Origin of the sequence: Frigoribacterium sp. PhB24, assembly GCF_003755185.1 — a bacterium.
Classification (GTDB): Bacteria; Actinomycetota; Actinomycetes; order Actinomycetales; family Microbacteriaceae; genus Frigoribacterium.
The window spans coordinates 279,245-300,083 of sequence record NZ_RKIC01000012.1; the positions used below are offsets into that span (position 1 = coordinate 279,245).

Here is a 20,839-nt window from a genome sequence, read left to right on the forward strand (position 1 = left end):
GGGCGGTCGTGGCGCCCGCGCCGTCCTGTGCCGTGCTCATCGCTTGTCTCCGCTCTGCTGCCCGTCGGACAGCTGGTCGTCGGCCGCGTTCGTGGCCTGCGGGGTCGAGGGGTCGGGGTGGCCGGGCAGGTCGCGTCCCGCGACGCCGCCCGTGGACGAGGAGGCGCCGGTCGCCTCGGCGGCGCGGGCCGCGTCCTCGCGTGCCACCTCTTCTTCGAGCTGTTCGAGCGTGGCGTCGTCGAGCAAGGAGTCGTCGCCCAGGTCGGTGTCGTGGTGCGCGCCCAGGTAGGCGTCGATGACGGCCTGGTCGTCCATGACCGTGTCGGCCGGGCCCTCGGCCACGATGCGCCCTTCGGCCATGACGATCACCCAGTCCGAGATGTGCCGGACCATGTGCATGTCGTGCTCGACGAAGAGCACGGTGGTGCCGTCGTCCCGCAGGCTCTGGATGTGTCCCAGCAGCGACTGCGTCAGCGCGGGGTTCACGCCGGCCATCGGCTCGTCGAGCATGATCATCGCCGGGTCGCTCATCAGGGCGCGGGCCATCTCGAGCAGTTTGCGCTGGCCGCCCGAGAGGCTGCCGGCGAAGTCGTCCTTCTTCTCGAGCAGTTTGAACCTGGCGAGGAGGTCTTCGGCCTTCGCCTCGATCTCCCGCTCGCGCTTGCGCCAGAGCGGGGCGACGATCGCGACGAAGAAGTTCTCGCCGGGCTGGTCCTTCGCACCGAGCAGCATGTTCTGCATCACCGTGAGCCGCGAGAGCGCCTTGGTCAGCTGGAACGTGCGCACCATGCCCGAGCGGGCGACCTTGGCGGCGCCGACGTTGCCCATGGCCTTGCCCTCGAACACCCACTTCGCGATGCCCGGGCCGCTGCGCTTGAACGCCGTGGGGGCGGACGAGGCCTTGTCGAAGCCGGTCAGCAGGTTGAAGAAGGTGGTCTTGCCGGCGCCGTTGGGGCCGATCAGCGCCGTGATGGCACCGCGTTGCACCTCGACGTGGCCGACGTCGACGGCGGTCATGCCGCCGAACCGTCGGACGACGTTGTCGACCGTGAGGATCGGGTCGGGCTTGGCCGACCCCGGGGTCCGCTCGACCGTGGTGAGCTTCGAGCGCAGGACGCTGCGATCGTAGTCGTAGCCCTCGCGGCGGGGCAGCGTGCTGCCGCTCGGGGCCGGTCCGTTGGTGGTGCTCGAGGTGTCAGACACTGAACGCCAACTCCTTCTTCTTTCCGAGGATGCCCTGTGGTCTGAAGATGATCAGCAGCATCAGGGCGATGCCGACGAGGATGTACGAGAACTGCTCGGCCTGCTGGCCGTTCATGATGCTCGACGGGATGAAGTCGCCGGCGAGGGTGCGCACCAGCAGGCGGGTGACGAAGAACAGGATCGCTCCCAGCACCGGGCCGAACACGGTGGCCGCACCACCGAGCAACAGGGCCGTCCAGATGAAGAAGGTCATCGACCGCCCCATGCTGTCCGGCTGCACCGAGCTCGGCAGCACGTAGATGATGCCGGCGAGCGATCCCATCAGCGCACCGAGCACGAGGGCCTGCATCTTGTACGAGTAGACGTTCTTGCCGAGGCTGCGGACGGCGTCCTCGTCCTCGCGGATGCCCTTCAGCACACGGCCCCACGGGCTGCGGCTGAGCAGGAAGACCAGCAGGCTGAGCAGGGCCACGATGCTCCAGCCGGCGATGCGGATCCACCAGCCGTTGACGCCGTTGTTCTCGTAGGTGAACCACAGGATCGTGGTCTGGCCGTCCGGCAGCGGCGACAGGGCGGTGAAGGCCTCGCGGTACGAGGCCCCGGGGATGCCGTTCGAGCCACCCGTCGTGGTGGTCAGGATGCTCGACCGTCCCACGTACCTGATGATCTCGGCCGAGCAGATGGTGACGATCGCCAGGTAGTCGCCCCGCAGCTTCAACGTCGGCACGCCGAGGATGAGCGCGAAGACCAACGAGCAGAGCAGCGCGATGATGACGGCGAGCCCGAGGGGCAGCCCGTTGCTGATCGAGATGGCGAAGCCGTAGGCACCGAGCAGCAGGAACGCCGCCTGGCCCATGTTGATCAGGCCGGTGAAACCGAAGTGGATGTTCAGGCCGATCGCGGCGATGGCGAAGGCGGCCGTCGTGGGCGCGAGGGCCTCGGCGCTCAGCGCCCGCAGGAGTTCGATGAAGTACATGGTCGTGTCCCCTTAGCCCACTCGTTCTTTTCGCCCGAAGATGCCCTGTGGTCTGAACACGAGGATCAGGATCAGGATCAGCAGCGCAGTCGCGTACTTGAAATCGCCGGGCAGCCAGATGTTGGTCAGCTCGACGATGATGCCGATGATCAGCGAGCCGACCAGGGCGCCGAATGCCGTGCCGAGCCCGCCCAGGGTGACGGCGGCGAAGATCAGCAGCAGGATCTGCAGGCCGGTCATCCAGTTGACGCCGTTGAGCACGAGGCCGAGCATCACGCCCGAGAGGCCGGCGAGGCCGGCAGCGAGGGTCCAGACCAGACGGATGATGCGGTCCACGTCGATGCCCGAGGCGGCGGCGAGGGCCGGGTTGTCCGACACGGCGCGGGTGGCGCGACCGGTGCGGGTCTTGAGCAGGAAGAGACCCGTGCCGACCAGCACGACCACCGAGATCGCCATCGCGACGTACGACTGGACCGTCAGGGTCACGCCGAGGAAGTCCACGGTCGTCGGGTTGTCGCGGTCGATGCGCACGGTGCCGGCGCCGTAGAAGTACTGGAACGCGTACTGCAGGGCGATCGACAGGCCGATGGTCACGATCATCAGCTGAGTCAGGCTGAGCCGCCGCTTCCGCAGGGGTTTCCAGATCGCGAGGTCCTGCAGGTATCCGGTGGCCGCGCAGATCACGGTGCTGAGCACCGCGGCCAGGATCAGGGGCACCCCGATCGAGGTGAACGAGTAGGCCAGCAGGCCACCGAGGGTCACCTGCTCACCGTGCGAGAAGCTGCTGAGGCCCGTCGTGCCGTAGATCAGGGACAGGCCGATGGCCGCGAGGGCGAGCAGCAGACCGAGTCGGATGCCCGAGGCGAACTGCTGGGCGAAGCGGTCCCAGTTGAAGCTCGTCGCGGCGGCCGTGCCGCTCGTGGCGCCTTCCTCGGCGGTCAGGGCGAACAGCGCGCTCGCGGTGGCCCCGAGGTTGACGGTCACGGTGCGCTCGGCGTTGTCGGCGTTCACCAGGAACTGTCCATCGGGCAGGGTGTCCTGGTCGACGGTGACGGTGTAGCTGCCGGCCTCGGTCACCGCGATGCTCCATCGACCGGTGTCGTCGGTGGTCGCGGTCTGCTCGGCGCCGGTCGCGTTCGTCGCGGTCACGTCGACGCCCGAGGCGGGCTCGCGGTCGCTGTCGTTGATCGTGCCCTGGATGCACCCGGTCGCCGTGTCGGTGGTGCAGGCGGCGGCCGCGGCGTGGGCGGCCGTCGGGGCGAACGCCCCCATGAAGGTCGCCAGGAGTCCGAGCAGTACGGCGGAGGCCGTCACGATCAGGGACTGCCGCAGCCGTGGCCGCGACGCGATGGTCGTCGAGAGTCTCACAAAACCTCCTGGTGGGAAGCGCCCCGTCGAGATTCGGGCGGTCTCGTTCTGCTCCCGGGGCGTCGTCGTCGCTGACAGTAACTCCGCTGTGTGTCGAGCATGTTTCAGGTGCGAGACGGAGTGGAGTCGGTACAGAATCCCCCATGTCGAGCGAGAATCACGAATCTTCCGTGTGTCGGATCGGTAACGGTGCCGTTTCGTTGCGTCCCCCCGGGGGCCGTGCCGCGCCTCCTCGTCGCCGCGGACGCCCGCAGGCGAGAGGAATGCAGGAGGCGCGGGCTGGGTTAATATCGACTACCGGACTCGACGGCGATCCGGTGCCAACCCACCCACCCTCATCTCGCTCCTTCGAAGGGGACTCATGGACCAGCCGGACCCGTTCGGATTCATCGGACTCACCTACGACGACGTCATGCTGCTTCCGGGCCGCACCGACGTCATCCCCAGCGAGACCGACACCTCGTCGCAGCTCACCAAGCGCATCCGGGTCGCGGTGCCGCTGCTCTCGGCCGCGATGGACACCGTCACCGAGTCGCGCATGGCCATCGCCATGGCGCGCCAGGGCGGCATCGGCATCATCCACCGCAACCTCTCGATCGCCGATCAGGCCGCGCACGTCGACAAGGTCAAGCGCAGCGAGTCGGGCATGATCACCAACCCCGTCACGACGACGCCCGACGCCACGGTGGCCGAGGTCGACGCCCTGTGCGGGCAGTTCCGCGTCTCGGGTCTGCCGGTCGTCGAGGACGACGGCACGCTCGTGGGCATCATCACCAACCGCGACATGCGCTTCGTCTCGCCGTTCGAGATGTCGACGACGCTCGTCCGCGACGTCATGACCAAGGCGCCGCTGATCACCGCCCCCGAGGGCGTCGACCCCGACTCCGCGATCGCGATCTTCGCGCAGCACAAGATCGAGAAGCTGCCCCTGGTCGACGAGGCCGGCCACCTGCGCGGCCTCATCACCGTCAAGGACTTCGACAAGAGCGAGAAGTACCCCGACGCCACGAAGGACGACGAGGGTCGCCTGCGGGTCGGCGCCGCGATCGGCTTCTTCGGCGACGCGTGGGAGCGCGCCTGCGCCCTGCGTGACGCCGGTGTCGACGTCCTGGTCGTCGACACCGCCAACGGCGAGAGCTCGGGCGAGCTCGACATGATCCGCCGCATCAAGGCCGACGCGAGCTTCGCGCACGTCGACGTGATCGGTGGCAACGTCGCCACCCGCAGCGGCGCGCAGGCCCTCGTCGACGCCGGGGCCGACGCCATCAAGGTCGGCGTGGGCCCGGGCTCGATCTGCACCACCCGCGTCGTCGCGGGCGTGGGCGTGCCCCAGGTCACCGCGGTCTACGAGGCGTCGCTGGCGGCGCGCGAGGCGGGCGTGCCGGTCATCGCCGACGGGGGTCTGCAGTACTCGGGCGACATCGCCAAGGCCCTGGTGGCCGGTGCCGACACGGTCATGCTGGGCTCGCTGCTCGCCGGCTGCGACGAGAGCCCGGGCGACCTGGTCTTCGTGGGCGGCAAGCAGTTCAAGAACTACCGCGGCATGGGCTCGCTCGGTGCGATGCAGACGCGCGGCAAGAACACGTCCTACTCGAAAGACCGCTACTTCCAGGCCGACGTCCCCAGCGACGACAAGCTCATCCCCGAGGGCGTCGAGGGTCAGGTCCCCTACCGCGGTGCCTTGAACAACGTGGTCTACCAGCTCAGTGGTGGCCTCCGTCAGTCGATGTTCTACGTCGGCGGCCGCACCGTCTCCGAGCTCAAGGCCAACGGCAAGTTCGTCCGCATCACCGCGGCCGGCCTGAAAGAGAGCCACCCGCACGACCTGCAGATGGTCGTCGAGGCGCCCAACTACCGCCGGTAGGTCGCAGCCGTCCCCGAAGCGGGCGAGTTCGTCGCACACGGTCGTCCTTGGACGCCCGGTCGCCACGAACTCGCCCGCTTTCTGTGGTGTACGGCGCCGATCGCCGAGTCGTGCCTCCAGCCGCGGCACCACTCGTCCCCGTCAAGGAGGCGCGGGTCGGCATCCACAGGTGGCTGCCGACGGTCTCGTGGCTAGGTACCCGACCGGCAGCCTGGTGTCGTGCTCATCACTGCTCGTCACCCTGATCTCGTCCTGAGTCGCGACCTGGCGGCTCTCGGGCTCGACGACGCGCGGCTGCGCGACGCGTGCCGCCGCGGCGAACTGGTCCGCGTGCGCCGAGGCGCCTACGTCGACGCGGGTCGTTGGGCCGCTCTGGGGGTCGAGGGGCGGTACCGACTCACCGTCGTCGCGGCCGCCGCCTCGTGCCGGACGCAGGTGCTCGTCAGCCACGTCTCGGCCGCCGTGCTTCATGGTCTGCCGTTGGTGGGGGCTCCGCCTCGCTGGGTGCACGTCCTCGTTCCGCCCGCCGGCGGAAGTCGTCACGAACACGGGTTCGCCAAGCACGCGCGCGACGACCACGACCGCCCCGACGCGCTCCTCCTCGACGACGTGCACGTGACACCCCTCGACGCGACCCTCGTCGACGTCTGCCTGACCGAGCCGTTCGTCCGGGCCGTCGTGATGACCGACCACGCTCTGCACCAGGGGGCGGTCACGCTCGAGGCGCTCACGGCAGAGTTCGCTCGCAGGGGCACCGGCCGCGGGTCGAAGAAGGTGGCCGCTGTGCTCGAGTTCGCGACTCCGCTCGCCGATCGGCTCTCGAGTCCGTCAGCCGTGTGGGGTTCCGGCTGCTCGGCCTGCCCGATCCCGTCCTGCAGCATCCGCTGTTCGACGAGACGGGGCGGCGAGTGGCGATCGTCGACAACTGGTGGCCCGGGTTCGGGGCGGTCGGCGAGTCCGACGGGCGCATCAAGTACACCGATCCCGAGATGATGGCCGGTCGCACGACGGCCCAGGTGCTGATGGACGAGAAAGACCGCGAGGACGACATCAGGGCTCTGCCCGAGGTGCGAGGTTTCGCTCGCTGGGGCTGGAACGTCGCTCTCGACGTGCGCCGCCTCGGTCCTGTGCTCGCTCGCGCCGGCGTCGTGCCGGCCAGGTCGCCAAGGCGGGCGACTTCGTCGTCGACGGTCGAGAACGAACGACCGTCCACCACGAAGTCGCCCGTTCCCGCGCCCGGCGGGCCCGCCCGGTAGGGTGGCACGGTGACTGAGGTAGAGATCGGCGTCTCCAAGCGAGCCCGCCGCGCGTACGCGTTCGACGACATCGCCATCGTTCCGAGCAGGCGTACGCGCGACCCGCGCGACGTCTCGGTCGGCTGGTCGATCGATGCGTTCCAGTTCGAGTCGCCGGTCATCGCCGCACCCATGGACTCGGTGGTCAGCCCGGCCACGGCCATCCGCATCGGCCAGCTCGGCGGCCTCGGCGTCCTCGACCTCGAAGGCGTCTGGACGCGGTACGACGACCCCGAGCAGGTGCTCGCCGAGATCCGTGAGCTGCCCGAAGAGGACTCGGTCGCCCGCATGCAAGAGATCTACAGCGAGCCGATCAAGCCCGAGCTCGTGCGCGACCGTCTCGCCGAGATCCGTGCGGCGGGGGTCACCGTCGCCGGCGCCCTCAGCCCGCAACGCACCCAAGACCTGTACCAGACGGTCGTCGACGCCGGTGTCGACCTCTTCGTCATCCGGGGCACGACGGTCAGCGCCGAGCACGTCTCGAAGAGCAGCGAACCGCTCAACCTCAAGAAGTTCATCTACGAGCTCGACGTCCCCGTCATCGTCGGTGGAGCCTCGACCTACACGGCGGCGCTGCACCTGATGCGCACCGGTGCCGCGGGCGTCCTCGTCGGGTTCGGGGGCGGCGCCGCGAGCACGACCCGCGCCTCCTTGGGCATCCACGCGCCGATGGCGAGCGCCGTGGCCGACGTCGCCGGCGCGCGCCGCGACTACCTCGACGAGTCGGGCGGGCGCTACGTGCACGTCATCGCCGACGGGGGCCTCGGCACCTCGGGCGACCTGGTCAAGGCCATCGCCTGCGGCGCGGACGCCGTCATGCTCGGTGCCGCGCTGGCCCGGGCCGACGACGTTCCCGGCGGCGGCTACCACTGGGGTGCCGAGGCGCACCACCCCGAGCTTCCCCGCGGCCGACGCATGCAGGTCGGCACGATCGGCTCGCTCGAGACGATCCTCTACGGCCCGGCCACGACGGTCGACGGCACGTCGAACATCATGGGCGCGCTGCGACGTTCGATGGCGACCACGGGCTACAGCGACCTCAAAGAGTTCCAGCGGGTCGAAGTGGTTGTGGCCCCCTACCAGCCTCACTAGCGTTTGATGGGGTGGTCCGGTCGAGAGGCCGGGCCACCGAATCCAACGATGGAGGCTCGCATGGCCAAGTCCGCGTCCGTTTCGCTCTCGACGAAGCTCGGCCCCGACGAACGGGCCGCAGCCGTCGAGGCGTTGAAGACGAAAGAACTCGACATCCTCGTGATCGGGGGTGGCATCGTCGGTGCGGGTTCCGCGCTCGACGCCGTGACCCGCGGCCTGAGCGTCGGCATCGTCGAGGCCCGTGACTGGGGCTCGGGCACGTCGAGCCGTTCGTCCAAACTCGTGCACGGGGGCATCCGGTACCTCGAGCAGTTGAACTTCCGGCTCGTCCGCGAGGCGTTGATCGAACGTGGCCTGCTGCTGCAGCGTCTCGCGCCGCACCTGGTCAAACCCGTGCGATTCCTCTACCCGCTGAGCAAGCCCGTCTACGAGCGGTTCTACATCGGGGCCGGCATGGCCCTCTACGACATCTTCAGCTGGACCGGAGGCCGCCCGCCCGGCGTGCCCCACCACCGTCACCTCAGCAAGACGCAGGTGCTGCGTGCGATCCCGAGCCTGTCGAAGGACGCCGTCGTCGGCGGTCTCACGTACTACGACGCCCAGGTCGACGACGCCCGCTACGTCTCGTCGCTCGTGCGCACGGCGTCGAGCTACGGTGCCCACGCCGCGAGCCGCATCCGGGTCGAGGGGTTCGTCAAGGTCGGCGAGCGGGTCGTCGGCGTGAAGGCGCACGACTACCAGACCGGCGAGCACTTCGAGATCCGCGCCAAGCAGGTCGTCAACGCGACCGGCGTCTGGACCGACGACACGCAGGCGATGGTCGGCGAGCGGGGCCAGTTCAAGGTTCGGGCGTCGAAGGGCGTGCACCTCGTGGTTCCGCGCGACCGCATCCACTCCGACATGGGCATGATCTTCCGTACCGAGAAGAGCGTCCTGTTCGTCATCCCGTGGGGACGCCACTGGCTCGTCGGTACGACCGACACCGACTGGGACCTCGACAAGGCCCACCCCGCGGCGACGGCGGCCGACATCGACTACATCCTCGAGCACGTCAACAAGGTCATGGCCGTGCCGCTCACCCGGGCCGACGTCGAGGGCGTCTACGCCGGTCTGCGCCCGCTGCTGGCGGGCGAGTCCGACCAGACGTCGAAGTTGTCGCGTGAGCACATCGTCGCCCACACCGTGCCGGGCCTCGTCGTCGTGGCCGGCGGCAAGTGGACGACCTACCGGGTCATGGCCGAGGACGCCATCGACGAGGCCGTCGCGGCCCTCGACGGTCGCATCCCGTCGAGCACGACGATGGAGATCCCGCTGATCGGTGCCGAGGGCTACCACGCCGCGTGGAACAAGCGCGGCAAGATCGCCAAGGCCTTCGGCGTGCACAAGGTGCGCATCGAGCACCTGCTCAACCGGTACGGCACCACGACGGACGAGATCCTCGACCTCATCCGCGACGACCCTTCGCTCGCCGAGCCGCTGCCCGGTGCCGACGACTACATCCGGGCCGAGGTCGTGTACGCCGCGAGCCACGAGAGCGCCCTGCACCTCGAGGACGTCCTGGCGCGCCGCACCCGCATCTCGATCGAGGCCTGGGACCGAGGCGAGTCCGCCGCTCCCGTCGCGGCCAAGCTGATGGCCGGCGTGCTCGGCTGGAGCGACGACGAGGCCGAGGCCGAGGTCGCGAACTACCTGAAGCGCGTCGCGGCCGAGCGGGCGAGCCAGCTCGAGCCCGACGACGAGTCGGCCGACCGCGTCCGCCTCGAGGCGCCCGACATCACCTTCGGCTTCGACGAGGACGACATGGTCGTCGCCGGCGCCGACCAAGGAGGCGCTCCCAAGCCGGGTGAGAAGGTCACCGAGCCCGCGGGCACGCCGGGCGACGAGACCTCGGCGGGTACGCCCGGGGGTCGCCAGGGCTGACCCCGGGTCGCTCGCGCGACCGCCTGCAGGAGGCGCGGTGCCGGATTCTCGGCACCGCGCCTCCTCTGCGTCCGCCGTCCGAGAACGTGGGAACACCTGTGGACGGTGGCGGGTTGTCCCCAGCACGAGCAGCCCGGCTGCCGCGGCCGAACCCGCCGCTAGGCTGAGACGACTGCCCCCGAGTCCACTGGAGACGAACCATGGTTGACGTGCGTCGAGTCAAGCTCCCCGGCGTGGGTGTGCTGCACACCTTCATCACCGACGACGGCGGCAAGTGCGGTGTCATCACGCACCGCTCGGGTCACAGCGACCTCATCACGTTCAGCGACGACGTCGACGGCGACCACGTCAAGAAGGTCTCGTTGCGCCTGAGCGAAGACGAGGCCCACACCCTCGCCGAACTGCTCGGCGGCACCCGCATCACCGAGTCGCTCTCGGCGCTCGACCAGATCCCCGGCCTCAGCATCGACTGGTTCACGGTCGACTACGACGACCACATCGCGGGGCAGCCGCTCGGCGACCTCGGCGCCAAGGGGGTCGTCGGCCTGACGGTCGTCGCGGTCGTCCGCGGCGACGCGGCCAACCCCGCCCCGTCGGGTGACTTCAAGGTGTTCCCCGGCGACACGCTCGTCGTGGCCGGTTCGCCCGAGAAGGTCGCCAAGGCGTTCTCGTTCTACCGCACGGGCGAGCTCAAGCACCGCTCGCCGGTCGACGCGCCGCCCGGGGGCTAGGCCGATGCACCTGGGTGAAGAGCTGATCGTCCTCGGCATCCTGCTGCTGATCGCCTACGTGCTCGGTCGCGCCGGCAAGCTGATCGGGCTGCCGTCGATCCCGATCTACATGATCGTCGGCCTGCTCGCCAGCACGAACACGGGGTGGTTCCCGCTCAGCTTCGAGTCCGACAACATCGAGCTGATCGCGATCTTCGGGTTGATCCTGTTGCTGTTCAACCTCGGTCTCGAGTTCGATCAAGACGAGTTCTTCTCGAACGCGGGGCGGTTGATCGTCTCGGGCGGCAGCTACATCGCCATCAACATGGGCGTCGGCCTGATCTTCGGCTTCATGCTCGGCTGGGGCACGCGCGAGGCGTTGATCATCGCCGGTATGACGGCGACGTCGTCGAGTGCGATCGTCACCAAGCTGCTGATCGAGCTCAACCGGCTGGCCAATCGCGAGACGCCGATGATCCTCGGTGTGACGGTCGTCGAAGACATCTTCATCGCCATCTACCTCGCGATCGTCTCGGTCGTGCTCAGCGGCGAGACCGACCCCGGGCCGGTGATCCTCAAGCTCGGCATCGCCTTCGCGTTCCTCGTCGTGATGTTCGGCGTCGCGCGATGGGGCGGTCGCGTCGTGTCGAAGCTCATGCGCACCCGCGACGACGAACTCTTCACCGTGCTCTTCTTCGGCCTGGCCGTGCTCTTCGCCGGTCTCGGCGAGGTGCTCGGCGTGACCGACGCGATCGGCGCCTTCCTCATCGGCCTCATCATCGGGGCGACGAAGTTCCGCAACCGGGTCGAGCAGTTCGCCCTGCCCATGCGCGACGTCTTCGGGGCGTTCTTCTTCCTCAACTTCGGTCTCGGGCTCAACCCGGCGCTCTTCCCGAGCGTGCTCGGGCCCGTGGCCATCGCCGTCGGCATGACGGTGCTGCTGAACGTCGGTGCGGGGCAGTTCGTGGCGTGGCTCAACAAGCTGGGGCCGCAGGCGGGCATCAACACGACGGTGATCCTGGTCAACCGGGGCGAGTTCGCGCTCATCCTGGCGACGCTGTCCGCCGGCGCCGGGCTCGACGAGCGGTTGCAGCCCTTCGCCGGTCTGTACGTGCTGATCATGGCGGTGCTCGGCCCGGTGCTCGCGGCGAACAGCGAGCGCATCGGTTCGGTCGTGCTGCGGTCGCGCAAGAAGGCCGAGCGCGCCGAGGCCGAGAGCCGTCGCCTCGAACGCGAGGCGCGCAGCGGTGACGAGATCGCCCTGATGGAGGCCGCGCTCGCCGGCGACGACCTCGACCAGTCCGAGGTCACCGAGGACGACGACGAGCGCGAGACCGAGCGGGTCCGGGCCGGCGCGGCACGGGCCGCCGCGGGGCGTGGCGAAGCGTCGCGGCGTGCTGCCGACGGCGACGGCGACGGCGACGGGGACGACGGCGACGACGACCTGGACGACCTCGACGCGATGGACGCCGGCGAGGCCCGGCTCTGGGCCGAGCAGGCCGGTCAGCAGAGCGACCAGCGGGCCGCCCGCCAGCGAGATCCCGAATACTGACCCGCGCGTCGACGTCCCAGCGGGCTCGTCGACGTCGAGAGGTACGATCGCCTGCGTGACCCAGACCGAGCAGCGCCCCGCCCTCCTCGGCGTCGACGGCGAGCCGCTGCCCGCGACCATGTGGCACGTCGCCCGTCGCCCCCGGTGGATCGCCCTGCTCGGCCTCGCCCTCGTGGTGGCGGCGATCTTCGCCTGGCTCGGCCACTGGCAGATCGAGCGCAGCGTCGAGAGCGTGCAGGTCGTCAACCCCGAGACCGAGACCACCAAGGTGCTGTCCTCCGTGGCCACACCGCAGACCCCGTTCGCCGACTCGCTCGGCGCCCAGCGGGTGTCGGTCACCGGTGAGTTCGACCCCGACGACTTCGCCGTCATCGGCGACCGGGTCAACGGCGGCGAGACCGGCTACTGGCTGATCGGCCGCTTCGTCGACGACGCCAACGGCGCCTCGCTGCCCGTGGGGCTCGGCTGGTCCGCGACCCGTGAGGGGGCCGAGGCGGCCGAGCCCTCGGTGGCCGCGACGTCGACCGTCACGGTCGAGGGGCGGTACTTCCCGTCCGAGTCGCCGACCGAGAGCGACTTCGAGAGCGGCGCCCAGACCGTCGTCTCGGTGGCCGCCCTCATCAACGAGTGGCCCGGCTTCGACGGCCAGGTCTACGGCGGCTACGTCGTCTCCGACGTCGCGCCCTCCTCGCTGAGCGACATCGACTCCGCCCCACCGGCCTCCGACGTCCAGTTCAACTGGCTCAACGTCTTCTACGCGATCGAGTGGGTCGTCTTCGCCGGCTTCGCCGTCTTCCTCTGGTTCCGGCTCGTGCGCGACGCGTTCGAACGCGAGCACGAAGAAGCCGAGGAGGCGCGGGCCGAGGCGGAGGCGCGCGGCGCGACCCAGCCGACCCGCGCCTCCTGACCGCCTCTCGCGGCGACCGGTGACGGGCGTCGTTCGACGTCGACAGGCGCCGTCCTGGCGCGTCGGCGGGCGCGGCTAGAATCGTGCCCATGCCTTTGAAGCCCCGGCAACGCGACATCCCGAAGATCCCGGGTGCCGTCAAGTTCTACAAGATCTCGGCGTACGTCACCGGCGTGATGCTGTTGCTGCTCATCTTCGAGATGGTGTTCAAGTACACGCCGCTGCAGCTCGAGATGCAGCTCGGCGGCCAGGGCGGGTTCCTCGTCCCGGTCGACTCGACCACCGGCTTCAACCTGTCGACCGCGATCCTCATCGCGCACGGTTGGTTGTACGTCGTCTACCTCTTCGCCGACTTCCGCCTCTGGAGCCTCATGAGGTGGCCGTTCTCGCGGTTCTTCCTCATCGCGCTCGGCGGTGTCGTGCCCCTGCTCTCGTTCTTCGTCGAGAGCCACATGACCAAGCTCGCGACGCGGCAGTACGACGCGCTGACCGCCGAGACCACCCCCACGACCGAGGGAGCCCCCGCGTGACCGACGCACCCGAGACCGCCGAGGCGTCGGCGACGACCGCCGCCACGGCACCCGCACCGGCCGAGCGTGCCCCCGAGACGGCGCAGAGCCCCGTGCTCGTGGTCGACTTCGGCGCGCAGTACGCGCAGCTGATCGCCCGCCGCGTGCGCGAGGCCAACGTCTACAGCGAGATCGTGCCGCACACGATCACCGCGGCCGAGATCGCCGAGAAGAACCCCGTGGGCATCGTGCTCAGCGGCGGGCCGTCGAGCGTCTACGAAGAAGGCGCGCCGAGCATCGACGCGGGCATCTTCGACCTCGACATCCCCGTGCTGGGCATCTGCTACGGCTTCCAGGCGATGGCCAAGGCGCTCGGCGGCGAGGTCTCTCAGACCGGCCAGCGCGAGTACGGCGCCACCGACGTGACGCTCGCCGAGGGCGACAGCACGTTGCTGTCGGGTCAGCCGACCTCGCAGACGACGTGGATGAGCCACGGTGACTCGGTGTCGAAGGCACCCGAGGGCTTCGACGTGCTGGCCTCGAGCGCCTCGACCCCCGTCGCCGCGTTCTCGAGCGACGCGCGCAAGCTCTACGGGGTGCAGTGGCACCCCGAGGTCAAGCACTCGTCGTACGGCCAGGCCGTGCTCGAGAACTTCCTGCACCGTGCCGCCGGCATCCCCGCCGACTGGAACAGCGGCAACGTCATCGCCGAGCAGGTCGCCCGCATCCGTGAGCAGGTCGGTGACGCCCGCGTCATCTGCGGCCTCTCGGGCGGTGTCGACTCGGCCGTCGCGGCCGCGATCGTGCACGAGGCCGTCGGCGACCAGCTGACCTGCGTCTTCGTCGACCACGGTCTGCTGCGTGCCGACGAGCGTCGTCAGGTCGAAGAGGACTACGTCGCCTCGACCGGTGTGCGTCTCGTCACGATCGACGCCGAGCAGCAGTTCCTCGACGCCCTCGCCGGGGTCACCGATCCCGAGCAGAAGCGCAAGATCATCGGCCGTGAGTTCATCCGCAGCTTCGAGGCCGCCGCCGAGGCGCTGGTGCTCGAGGCCGCGGCCGAGGGCGACTCGGCCGTGAAGTTCCTCGTGCAGGGCACGCTCTACCCCGACGTCGTCGAGAGCGGTGGCGGCACGGGCACGGCGAACATCAAGAGCCACCACAACGTGGGCGGGCTGCCCGAAGACCTGCAGTTCGAACTCGTCGAGCCGCTGCGCACCCTGTTCAAAGACGAGGTGCGGGCGATCGGTCGCGAACTCGGTCTGCCCGAGGTCATCGTCGGCCGTCAGCCGTTCCCCGGCCCGGGGCTCGGCATCCGCATCGTGGGCGAGGTCACGCACGAGCGTCTCGAGCTGCTGCGTGCGGCCGACGCCATCGCGCGAGCCGAGCTGACCGCGGCCGGCCTCGACGACGAGATCTGGCAGTGCCCCGTGGTGTTGCTCGCCGACGTCCGTTCGGTGGGTGTGCAGGGCGACGGTCGCACCTACGGCCACCCGATCGTGCTGCGTCCGGTGTCGTCCGAAGACGCCATGACCGCCGACTGGACGCGTCTGCCCTACGACGTGCTGGCCCGCATCTCGAACCGCATCACGAACGAGGTCGACGGGGTCAACCGCGTCGTGCTCGACGTCACCTCGAAGCCCCCGGGAACGATCGAATGGGAATGATCAGGCCGTTTTCGGCGCGGAGCGCCGAGGCCTGATCATTCCGGGGGAGCCTGCGACCCCGGTGCCCACCAGTAGCCGCGCACGTGGAGCGAGGGAGACCTCCCGCGAAGCGCAGTGACGCGAAGCCCTCTCGGGCAGACATCTGCCCGAGAGGGTTTCGTCGTCCCTGGATCTCTCCGTCGTTCCTGGCCAGTCGTGCTTCCGTCAGTGGGCAGAACATGCTCCTCATCCGCCCGTCATCGACATCTTCTGCCCACTCGACCGCCGGCCCACACACGGAAGCGGGGCCCGTCCCTCTCGGAACGAGCCCCGCATCGGGGTGGTGCTGGTGGTGCCGTGGTGGCTAGTCGCTGCCTCGCAGGATGGCGAGCATACGCAGGATCTCCACGTAGAGCCAGATGACGGTCATGACGATGCCGAAGGCCGCCGACCAGGCGTAGATGCGGGGTGCGCCGCGCTCGACACCGGTCTTGACCTGGTCGAAGTCGAGGACCAACGAGTATGCGGCCATGATCACGACGAGGATGCCCAGGATGAAACCGAGGGGGATGCCCGCGATCTCCATGCCGCGAAGGCCCCAGGGGTTGGTGTTGGCGCCGAAGACCATCAGGCCGAGGTTGAGCAGCGAGAAGACGCCGTAGCCGATCATCGCGATCATGAAGACCTTGGTGGCCTTGGCCGACGCGCGGATCTTGCCGCTCTTGAAGAGCAGCAGGGTGGTGACGAACACGGCCACGGTGCCGATGAGAGCCTGGGTGACGATGCCGTCCCATCGGCTCTCGAAGATCGACGAGATGCCACCGACGAAGAGACCCTGCGCGGCCGAGTAGGCCAGCACGAGCCCGGGGGAGGGCTTCTTCTTGAAGATGTTGACGAGCGCCAGGACGAAGCCCGCGATGGCCCCGACGAAGGCGAGGGCCGGGACGAACCAACCGATGGCTGCACCGACGAGCACGACACCGAACGCCAACAGCGTCTTCGTGATCGTGTCTTCGTACGTCATGCGGTCGGTCTGCGTGGGGCCGGCGGCGGGCTGCGAGTAGAGCTGCTGCAGCTGCTCGGCGGTCATGCCGTTGTACTCGACCGGCTGGGCTGCGCCCTGCTGCTGACGGATGACGGGCCCGCCGTTCTTCGAGAAGGCCGGCGACTGACTGAAGCCGGGATTCGAGAATGCCAAGGGGTTCCTCTTCTGATCGCTAGCGATGTATGGAGCGCCCACGCAGATGCACGAGGACGGTTCAGTACACACGAGGCTAACCGGGCCGTGCAACGAATGGCTGAAGATCTGCCTGATGAGAGCCGCATTCTCGCAGGGCGAACATGCATGGCGTGCAGTCTTTTGCGTCTGCGGTGGGCGGGACGCCTCGTCCCCGGGGCCCGCGCCTCCTCGGTGCTCCACAGGCCGTCGGGCCGCTCGGGCCGGGCACGGGGACGCCGGTTAGCGTGGCCGGGTGTCCACCTCGCCTCTCGTCATCGCCCACCGCGGCGCCAGCGGCCACCGACCCGAGCACGGCGAAGACGCCTACCGCCTCGCGATCGAGCTCGGGGCGGACGCCATCGAGCCCGATCTGGTCGCGTCGAGCGACGGCGTCCTCGTCCTGCGGCACGAGAACGAGATCTCGGGCACGACCGACGTCGCCGACCACGACGAGTTCCGCCACCGGCGCACAACCAAGACCATCGACGGCTCCCAGGTCACCGGCTGGTTCACCGAGGACTTCACCTGGGACGAGCTCAGCACCCTGCGCATCCGCGAACGGCTGCCCGAGCTGCGGCCCGAGAGCGCGGCGCACGACGGCGAGGGGCGCATCCAGCGGCTGGGCGACCTGCTCGACCTGCTCGACGCGGCCGATCGCCCGGTCGGGCTCGTGGCCGAGGTCAAGCACGCAACCTACTTCGACTCCATCGGCCTGCCGCTCGGCGAGCTGCTCGCCGACGAGTTGCGGCAGCGGCGGTGGGTCGACGACCCGCGGCTGACGATCGAGTCCTTCGAGCAGACCGTGCTCGGTCGGCTCGCCGACCAGCGACTCGGGGCCCGGCTCGTCTACCTGCTCGAGAAGGCCGGGACGGCGGCCGACCTCGTTGCGGCGGGGCGCGCCTCCGTGGGGTATCGCGACCAGCTGCATGCCGAGTCGCTCGAGTCGTTCGTCGACGCGGGGCTGCACGGCGTCAGCCTCGACAAGCACACGCTCGTCGACGCCCGGGGCGTGACCGACGGCCGGGTCGTCGACCGGGCGCATGCGGCCGGCCTCGACGTCTTCACGTGGACGCTCCGGGCCGAGAACGCGTTCCTGGCCAAGGCCAACCGCGGCCCCGGTGGCAAGGCGGCCTTCGGCGACTGGCGCGCCGAGTTCACCTCGCTCATGGCGCTCGGCGTCGACGGGGTCTTCGCCGACCAACCCGAGCTCGCCGAGGAGGCGCGGGTCGCCTTCGCGTCCCGCTGACCCCGCTCGACGCCGCCCGTGACCGTGGTCGCCCTGCGCCCCCTCACGATGTCGGCGGTCGCGCTTAGACTCGACGGGCCATGACGATCGTGCTCGAGCCCTCTGACGCTGCCGGCGGTTCCGGCGACCCCCTGACCGCCGGTCTCAACCCCCAGCAGAAAGAGGCGGTCGAGTACCGCGGGCAGTCGCTGCTGATCGTGGCCGGTGCCGGCTCGGGCAAGACCAGCGTGCTCACCCGTCGCATCGCCGGGCTGCTGGCGACGCGCGAGGCGTGGCCCAGCCAGATCCTCGCGATCACCTTCACCAACAAGGCCGCGGCCGAGATGCGAGAACGTGTGGCGCACCTGGTCGGCCAGGCCGGCGAGGGCATGTGGATCAGCACGTTCCACTCGGCGTGCGTGCGCATCTTGAGGCGAGAGGCCGAGCAGTTCGGCTTCACGAAGAGCTTCACGATCTACGACTCCGCCGACTCGCGGGCGCTGCTCAAGCGCATCCTGAAAGAGCTCGACGCCGACCAGCTCGGGCTCACCGTCAGCATGGCGTCGGGCAAGATCTCGAAGCTCAAGAACGAGCTCAGCGACGTCGAGTCGTACTCGCGCCAGATCAACATGAACGACCCGCAAGAGGTCATGTTCCTCGAGATCTTCCGGCAGTACACCCGCGAGCTGCAGCGGGCCAACGCCTTCGACTTCGACGACCTCATCGCGCAGACCGTCTACCTGTTCCGTGCCTTCCCGCACGTGGCGGCGCAGTACCAGCGCCGGTTCCGGCACATCCTGGTCGACGAGTACCAAGACACCAACCACGCGCAGTACTCGCTCATCCGCGAGCTGACCCGGCCCGTCCAGGCCGACCTCGTCGACGAACTCGAGCGCGGCGGCCAGTTCGTGCAGTCGATGCGCGACGGCAGCGGCGGCATCCCCGGGGCGTCGCTCACCGTGGTCGGCGACTCCGACCAGTCGATCTACGCGTTCCGTGGTGCCGACATCCGCAACATCGTCGAGTTCGAGCGCGACTTCCCGAACTCGAAGGTCATCCTGCTCGAGCAGAACTACCGCTCGACGCAGAACATCCTCGACGCGGCCAACGCGGTCATCTCGAACAACTTCGACCGTCAGGCCAAGAACCTCTTCACCACCGTCGGTGCCGGTAGCAAGATCGTCGGGTTCACCGGCTACACCGGTCACGACGAGGCCCAGTTCGTCGCGGACGAGATCGCGGCCCTGCACGAGTCCGGCACCGACTACAAAGACATGGCCGTCTTCTACCGCACCAACTCGCAGACGCGTGCGCTCGAAGAGATCTTCATCCGCTCGGCCATCCCGTACCGCGTGCTCGGCGGCACGAAGTTCTACGAGCGTGCCGAGATCAAGGACGCCATGGCGTACCTGATCACCGTCGCCAACCCGGCCGACCCGTTGGCCCTGCGGCGCATCATGAACGTTCCCAAGCGCGGCATCGGTCCGGCGACCGAGACCGCGATGCAGCGCTGGGCCGACACCAACGAGGCGCCGCTGCGTGACGCGATGCGCAACGCCGACCAGCTCGGCCTCGGGCCGAAGGTGACCGGTGCGATCACAAGTCTGGCGAAGCTGCTCGACGACGTGCAGGCCACGGCGGCGACCGCGCCGGTGCACGAGATCCTGTCGGCGCTGATCGCGGGCAGCGGCCTGGTCGAGGTGCTGCGCGCGTCGCGTGACCCGCAGGACGAGGCCCGTGCCGAGAACATCGACGAGCTCGTCGCCGTGACGAAAGAGTTCCAGAAGAACAACCCCGACGGCACGCTGCTCGACTTCCTCACCGAGGTCACGCTGGTCGCGGCAGCCGACGACCTCGACGACACGAGCGGCACGGTGTCGCTGATGACGCTGCACACCGCCAAGGGGCTCGAGTACGAGGCGGTGTTCCTCACCGGTGTCGAAGAAGACCTGTTGCCGCACCGCATGTCGGCCAGCGAGCCGGGTGGCCCATCCGAAGAGCGGCGGCTGTTCTACGTGGGCATCACCCGCGCCCGCCAGCGGCTGTTCTTGTCGCTCGCGATGACGCGGGCGCAGTTCGGCGAGGTGAACGTCGCGATGCCGTCGCGGTACCTGCAAGAGATCCCGGTCGAGCTGATCGACTGGAAGCAGTCGCCCGGCATGGCGAACAGTCGCGGCGGCACGCAGCCGCGGGCGCTCAACGCGCGTCGCGAGGGTGGCGACGGCAACCGGGGTGCGACGCCGCGGGCGTCGGGTGGTTACGGTTCGGGCAGCTACGACCGGGCGACGGCGGCGGCGAAGACGAAGCCGAAGACCGAGTGGGCCAACCGGGTCACGGGCACCGTGCGCGACAACGGCGACATGGAGCTCGAGGCAGGCGACCGCATCTCGCACGTCGACTTCGGCGAGGGGCGCGTCATGGCCGTCACCGGCATCGGCGCCCGCCGCATCGCCGAGGTGCTCTTCGACGGCGCCGGTCGCAAGAAGCTGCTGATCAAGGTCGCGCCGATCGAGAAGATCTAACGCCCCGTTGCGTTCGTTCCCGTGCCCTCGCCCAGTGTGGTCCGAGGCCCCGTCGCGTCAGTCGTCTCGTGGTCCGGCCGGCGCCGGACGACCGTGACGCCGTGGTCCCCGATCGTCAGCAGCGATCCGGCCCGCACGCGGGTCGGGGTGTGCGCCTCGAGTTCGGTGGTCTCGCCGGCGGTCGAGACGAGGGTGGTGCCGTTGCCCGACCCGAGATCCGTGACCCAGACCGCTGCATCGGCACCGATCACGATCGAGACGTGGTGGCGCGACAGTGATCGGCCGACATCGTCGAGCGCCACGACGTCGGCATCGGTCGGTGGGGGCAGGGGGCGGTCGGTTCGACGCCCGACCACGATCGCGCGTCGCGTGACGGGGACGACGCTCTCGTCCGGGAGGCGAAGTCCGTAGTGCCGAGGGCGCAGTGTCGTCGCCTCGACGTCGGGGGCCGCCGGGGCATCGTCGCCGCCGACCGTCTCGTCGGGGGCTGACTGAGTCGAGGGCGCGACGGGCATCCGGGGCGCCTCGGGAGTCGGGGCAGCAAGGCTCGCGAAGGGCGCGACCGCGGACGGCGCCGGGCTTTCAGAGCTGCGGGGGGCGAGCTGCCACGGCCCGCTCCGGTGATCCTCGACGACGAACTCCGGGGAGGCGCGGGCCGGCGGGGGAGGAGGCGTCACGATGGGCGCGGGCGGCTGGAGGGGCAGGGTGGTGACGCGCGAGAGCAGCCCTGCGGCGCGTTGCTCGCGAATCGTCTCGGCGGTGATCACCGGAGGCGACGCCGGGTGTTGGTCGCGCCTCCTGGTCTTGTCGTTCTTGCGACGCATGTCGACT

The 20,839-nt window shown here is 69.4% G+C and carries 17 protein-coding genes; 12 read left to right on the forward strand and 5 right to left on the reverse strand.

The window, feature by feature from the left end:
- Positions 1 to 36: 36 nt before the first annotated feature.
- From EDF50_RS11275 to EDF50_RS11285, 3 genes are read right to left on the reverse strand one after another with little or no spacing between them, the layout of a single operon-like run.
- Positions 37 to 1,152, reverse strand: coding sequence for an ABC transporter ATP-binding protein (locus tag EDF50_RS11275; RefSeq protein ID WP_123519712.1), 1,116 nt, complete (start codon positions 1,150 to 1,152; stop codon positions 37 to 39).
- A 43-nt stretch (positions 1,153 to 1,195) separates the two neighbouring features.
- A complete protein-coding gene (locus EDF50_RS11280) occupies positions 1,196 to 2,179 on the reverse strand; it encodes a branched-chain amino acid ABC transporter permease (protein ID WP_056043448.1) in 984 nt (327 codons plus the stop codon).
- A 12-nt stretch (positions 2,180 to 2,191) separates the two neighbouring features.
- The gene (locus EDF50_RS11285; RefSeq protein ID WP_233570570.1) at positions 2,192 to 3,547 is read right to left on the reverse strand and encodes a branched-chain amino acid ABC transporter permease; all 1,356 of its coding nucleotides are present in this window, start codon (positions 3,545 to 3,547) and stop codon (positions 2,192 to 2,194) included.
- A 361-nt stretch (positions 3,548 to 3,908) separates the two neighbouring features.
- Between EDF50_RS11285 and guaB the strand changes: the two genes are divergently transcribed.
- The 10 genes from guaB (at position 3,909) to guaA (ending at position 15,063) form a co-directional block, all read left to right on the forward strand.
- Positions 3,909 to 5,411, forward strand: a complete 1,503-nt coding sequence (gene guaB / locus EDF50_RS11290; protein ID WP_123519619.1) for an IMP dehydrogenase — start codon at positions 3,909 to 3,911, stop codon at positions 5,409 to 5,411.
- A 219-nt stretch (positions 5,412 to 5,630) separates the two neighbouring features.
- The gene (locus EDF50_RS11295; RefSeq protein ID WP_123519620.1) at positions 5,631 to 6,404 is read left to right on the forward strand and encodes a type IV toxin-antitoxin system AbiEi family antitoxin domain-containing protein; all 774 of its coding nucleotides are present in this window, start codon (positions 5,631 to 5,633) and stop codon (positions 6,402 to 6,404) included.
- The gene (locus EDF50_RS11300; protein ID WP_123519621.1) at positions 6,320 to 6,667 is read left to right on the forward strand and encodes a hypothetical protein; all 348 of its coding nucleotides are present in this window, start codon (positions 6,320 to 6,322) and stop codon (positions 6,665 to 6,667) included. The genes EDF50_RS11295 and EDF50_RS11300 overlap by 85 nt, the downstream gene beginning before the upstream one ends.
- 9 nt (positions 6,668 to 6,676) lie before the next feature.
- Positions 6,677 to 7,798, forward strand: a complete 1,122-nt coding sequence (locus tag EDF50_RS11305) for a GuaB3 family IMP dehydrogenase-related protein (RefSeq protein WP_123519622.1) — start codon at positions 6,677 to 6,679, stop codon at positions 7,796 to 7,798.
- A gap of 60 nt (positions 7,799 to 7,858) precedes the next feature.
- Positions 7,859 to 9,718, forward strand: coding sequence for a glycerol-3-phosphate dehydrogenase/oxidase (locus EDF50_RS11310; RefSeq protein WP_123519714.1), 1,860 nt, complete (start codon positions 7,859 to 7,861; stop codon positions 9,716 to 9,718).
- 200 nt (positions 9,719 to 9,918) lie between these two features.
- Positions 9,919 to 10,449, forward strand: a complete 531-nt coding sequence (locus tag EDF50_RS11315; protein ID WP_043595745.1) for a cation:proton antiporter regulatory subunit — start codon at positions 9,919 to 9,921, stop codon at positions 10,447 to 10,449.
- A gap of 4 nt (positions 10,450 to 10,453) precedes the next feature.
- Positions 10,454 to 11,980, forward strand: a complete 1,527-nt coding sequence (locus tag EDF50_RS11320) for a cation:proton antiporter (protein WP_123519623.1) — start codon at positions 10,454 to 10,456, stop codon at positions 11,978 to 11,980.
- A gap of 55 nt (positions 11,981 to 12,035) precedes the next feature.
- Positions 12,036 to 12,887, forward strand: coding sequence for an SURF1 family protein (locus EDF50_RS11325; RefSeq protein WP_123519624.1), 852 nt, complete (start codon positions 12,036 to 12,038; stop codon positions 12,885 to 12,887).
- Positions 12,888 to 12,976: 89 nt separating this feature from the next.
- Positions 12,977 to 13,417 carry a DUF3817 domain-containing protein gene (locus EDF50_RS11330; RefSeq protein WP_123519625.1) on the forward strand — a complete coding sequence of 147 codons (441 nt, stop codon included), beginning with the start codon at positions 12,977 to 12,979 and terminating at the stop codon, positions 13,415 to 13,417.
- Positions 13,418 to 13,509: 92 nt separating this feature from the next.
- Positions 13,510 to 15,063, forward strand: coding sequence for a glutamine-hydrolyzing GMP synthase (gene guaA / locus EDF50_RS11335; protein WP_199738763.1), 1,554 nt, complete (start codon positions 13,510 to 13,512; stop codon positions 15,061 to 15,063).
- 343 nt (positions 15,064 to 15,406) lie between these two features.
- Here guaA and EDF50_RS11340 read toward each other — a convergent pair whose 3' ends face one another.
- A complete protein-coding gene (locus EDF50_RS11340; protein ID WP_123519627.1) occupies positions 15,407 to 16,240 on the reverse strand; it encodes a Bax inhibitor-1/YccA family protein in 834 nt (277 codons plus the stop codon).
- A 274-nt stretch (positions 16,241 to 16,514) separates the two neighbouring features.
- On the opposite strand from EDF50_RS11340, the gene EDF50_RS11345 reads away from it, so the two are divergent.
- Both EDF50_RS11345 and EDF50_RS11350 read left to right on the forward strand, forming a co-directional pair.
- Positions 16,515 to 17,507: a glycerophosphodiester phosphodiesterase family protein gene (locus EDF50_RS11345; protein ID WP_123519628.1), complete on the forward strand. Its 993-nt coding sequence runs from the start codon at positions 16,515 to 16,517 to the stop codon at positions 17,505 to 17,507.
- Positions 17,508 to 17,587: 80 nt separating this feature from the next.
- Complete coding sequence (locus EDF50_RS11350) at positions 17,588 to 20,008, forward strand: ATP-dependent helicase (RefSeq protein WP_123519629.1); 2,421 nt, start codon at positions 17,588 to 17,590, stop codon at positions 20,006 to 20,008.
- Here EDF50_RS11350 and EDF50_RS11355 read toward each other — a convergent pair.
- Positions 20,005 to 20,832 (reverse strand): FHA domain-containing protein, encoded by an 828-nt coding sequence (locus EDF50_RS11355; RefSeq protein WP_123519630.1) that lies wholly within the window; start codon positions 20,830 to 20,832, stop codon positions 20,005 to 20,007. The genes EDF50_RS11350 and EDF50_RS11355 overlap by 4 nt on opposite strands.
- Between the last annotated feature and the right edge of the window lie 7 nt (positions 20,833 to 20,839).

What these genes read in the sequence shown, in the direction of transcription:
- EDF50_RS11280 (WP_056043448.1), bottom strand. Translation starts at nt 2,179, where the DNA reads ATGTACTTCATCGAACTCCTGCGGGCGCTGAGCGCCGAGGCCCTCGCG.
- guaB (WP_123519619.1), top strand. Translation starts at nt 3,909, where the DNA reads ATGGACCAGCCGGACCCGTTCGGATTCATCGGACTCACCTACGACGAC.
- EDF50_RS11310 (WP_123519714.1), top strand. Translation starts at nt 7,859, where the DNA reads ATGGCCAAGTCCGCGTCCGTTTCGCTCTCGACGAAGCTCGGCCCCGAC.
- EDF50_RS11315 (WP_043595745.1), top strand. Translation starts at nt 9,919, where the DNA reads ATGGTTGACGTGCGTCGAGTCAAGCTCCCCGGCGTGGGTGTGCTGCAC.
- EDF50_RS11320 (WP_123519623.1), top strand. Translation starts at nt 10,454, where the DNA reads ATGCACCTGGGTGAAGAGCTGATCGTCCTCGGCATCCTGCTGCTGATC.
- EDF50_RS11330 (WP_123519625.1), top strand. Translation starts at nt 12,977, where the DNA reads ATGCCTTTGAAGCCCCGGCAACGCGACATCCCGAAGATCCCGGGTGCC.
- EDF50_RS11350 (WP_123519629.1), top strand. Translation starts at nt 17,588, where the DNA reads ATGACGATCGTGCTCGAGCCCTCTGACGCTGCCGGCGGTTCCGGCGAC.
- EDF50_RS11355 (WP_123519630.1), bottom strand. Translation starts at nt 20,832, where the DNA reads ATGCGTCGCAAGAACGACAAGACCAGGAGGCGCGACCAACACCCGGCG.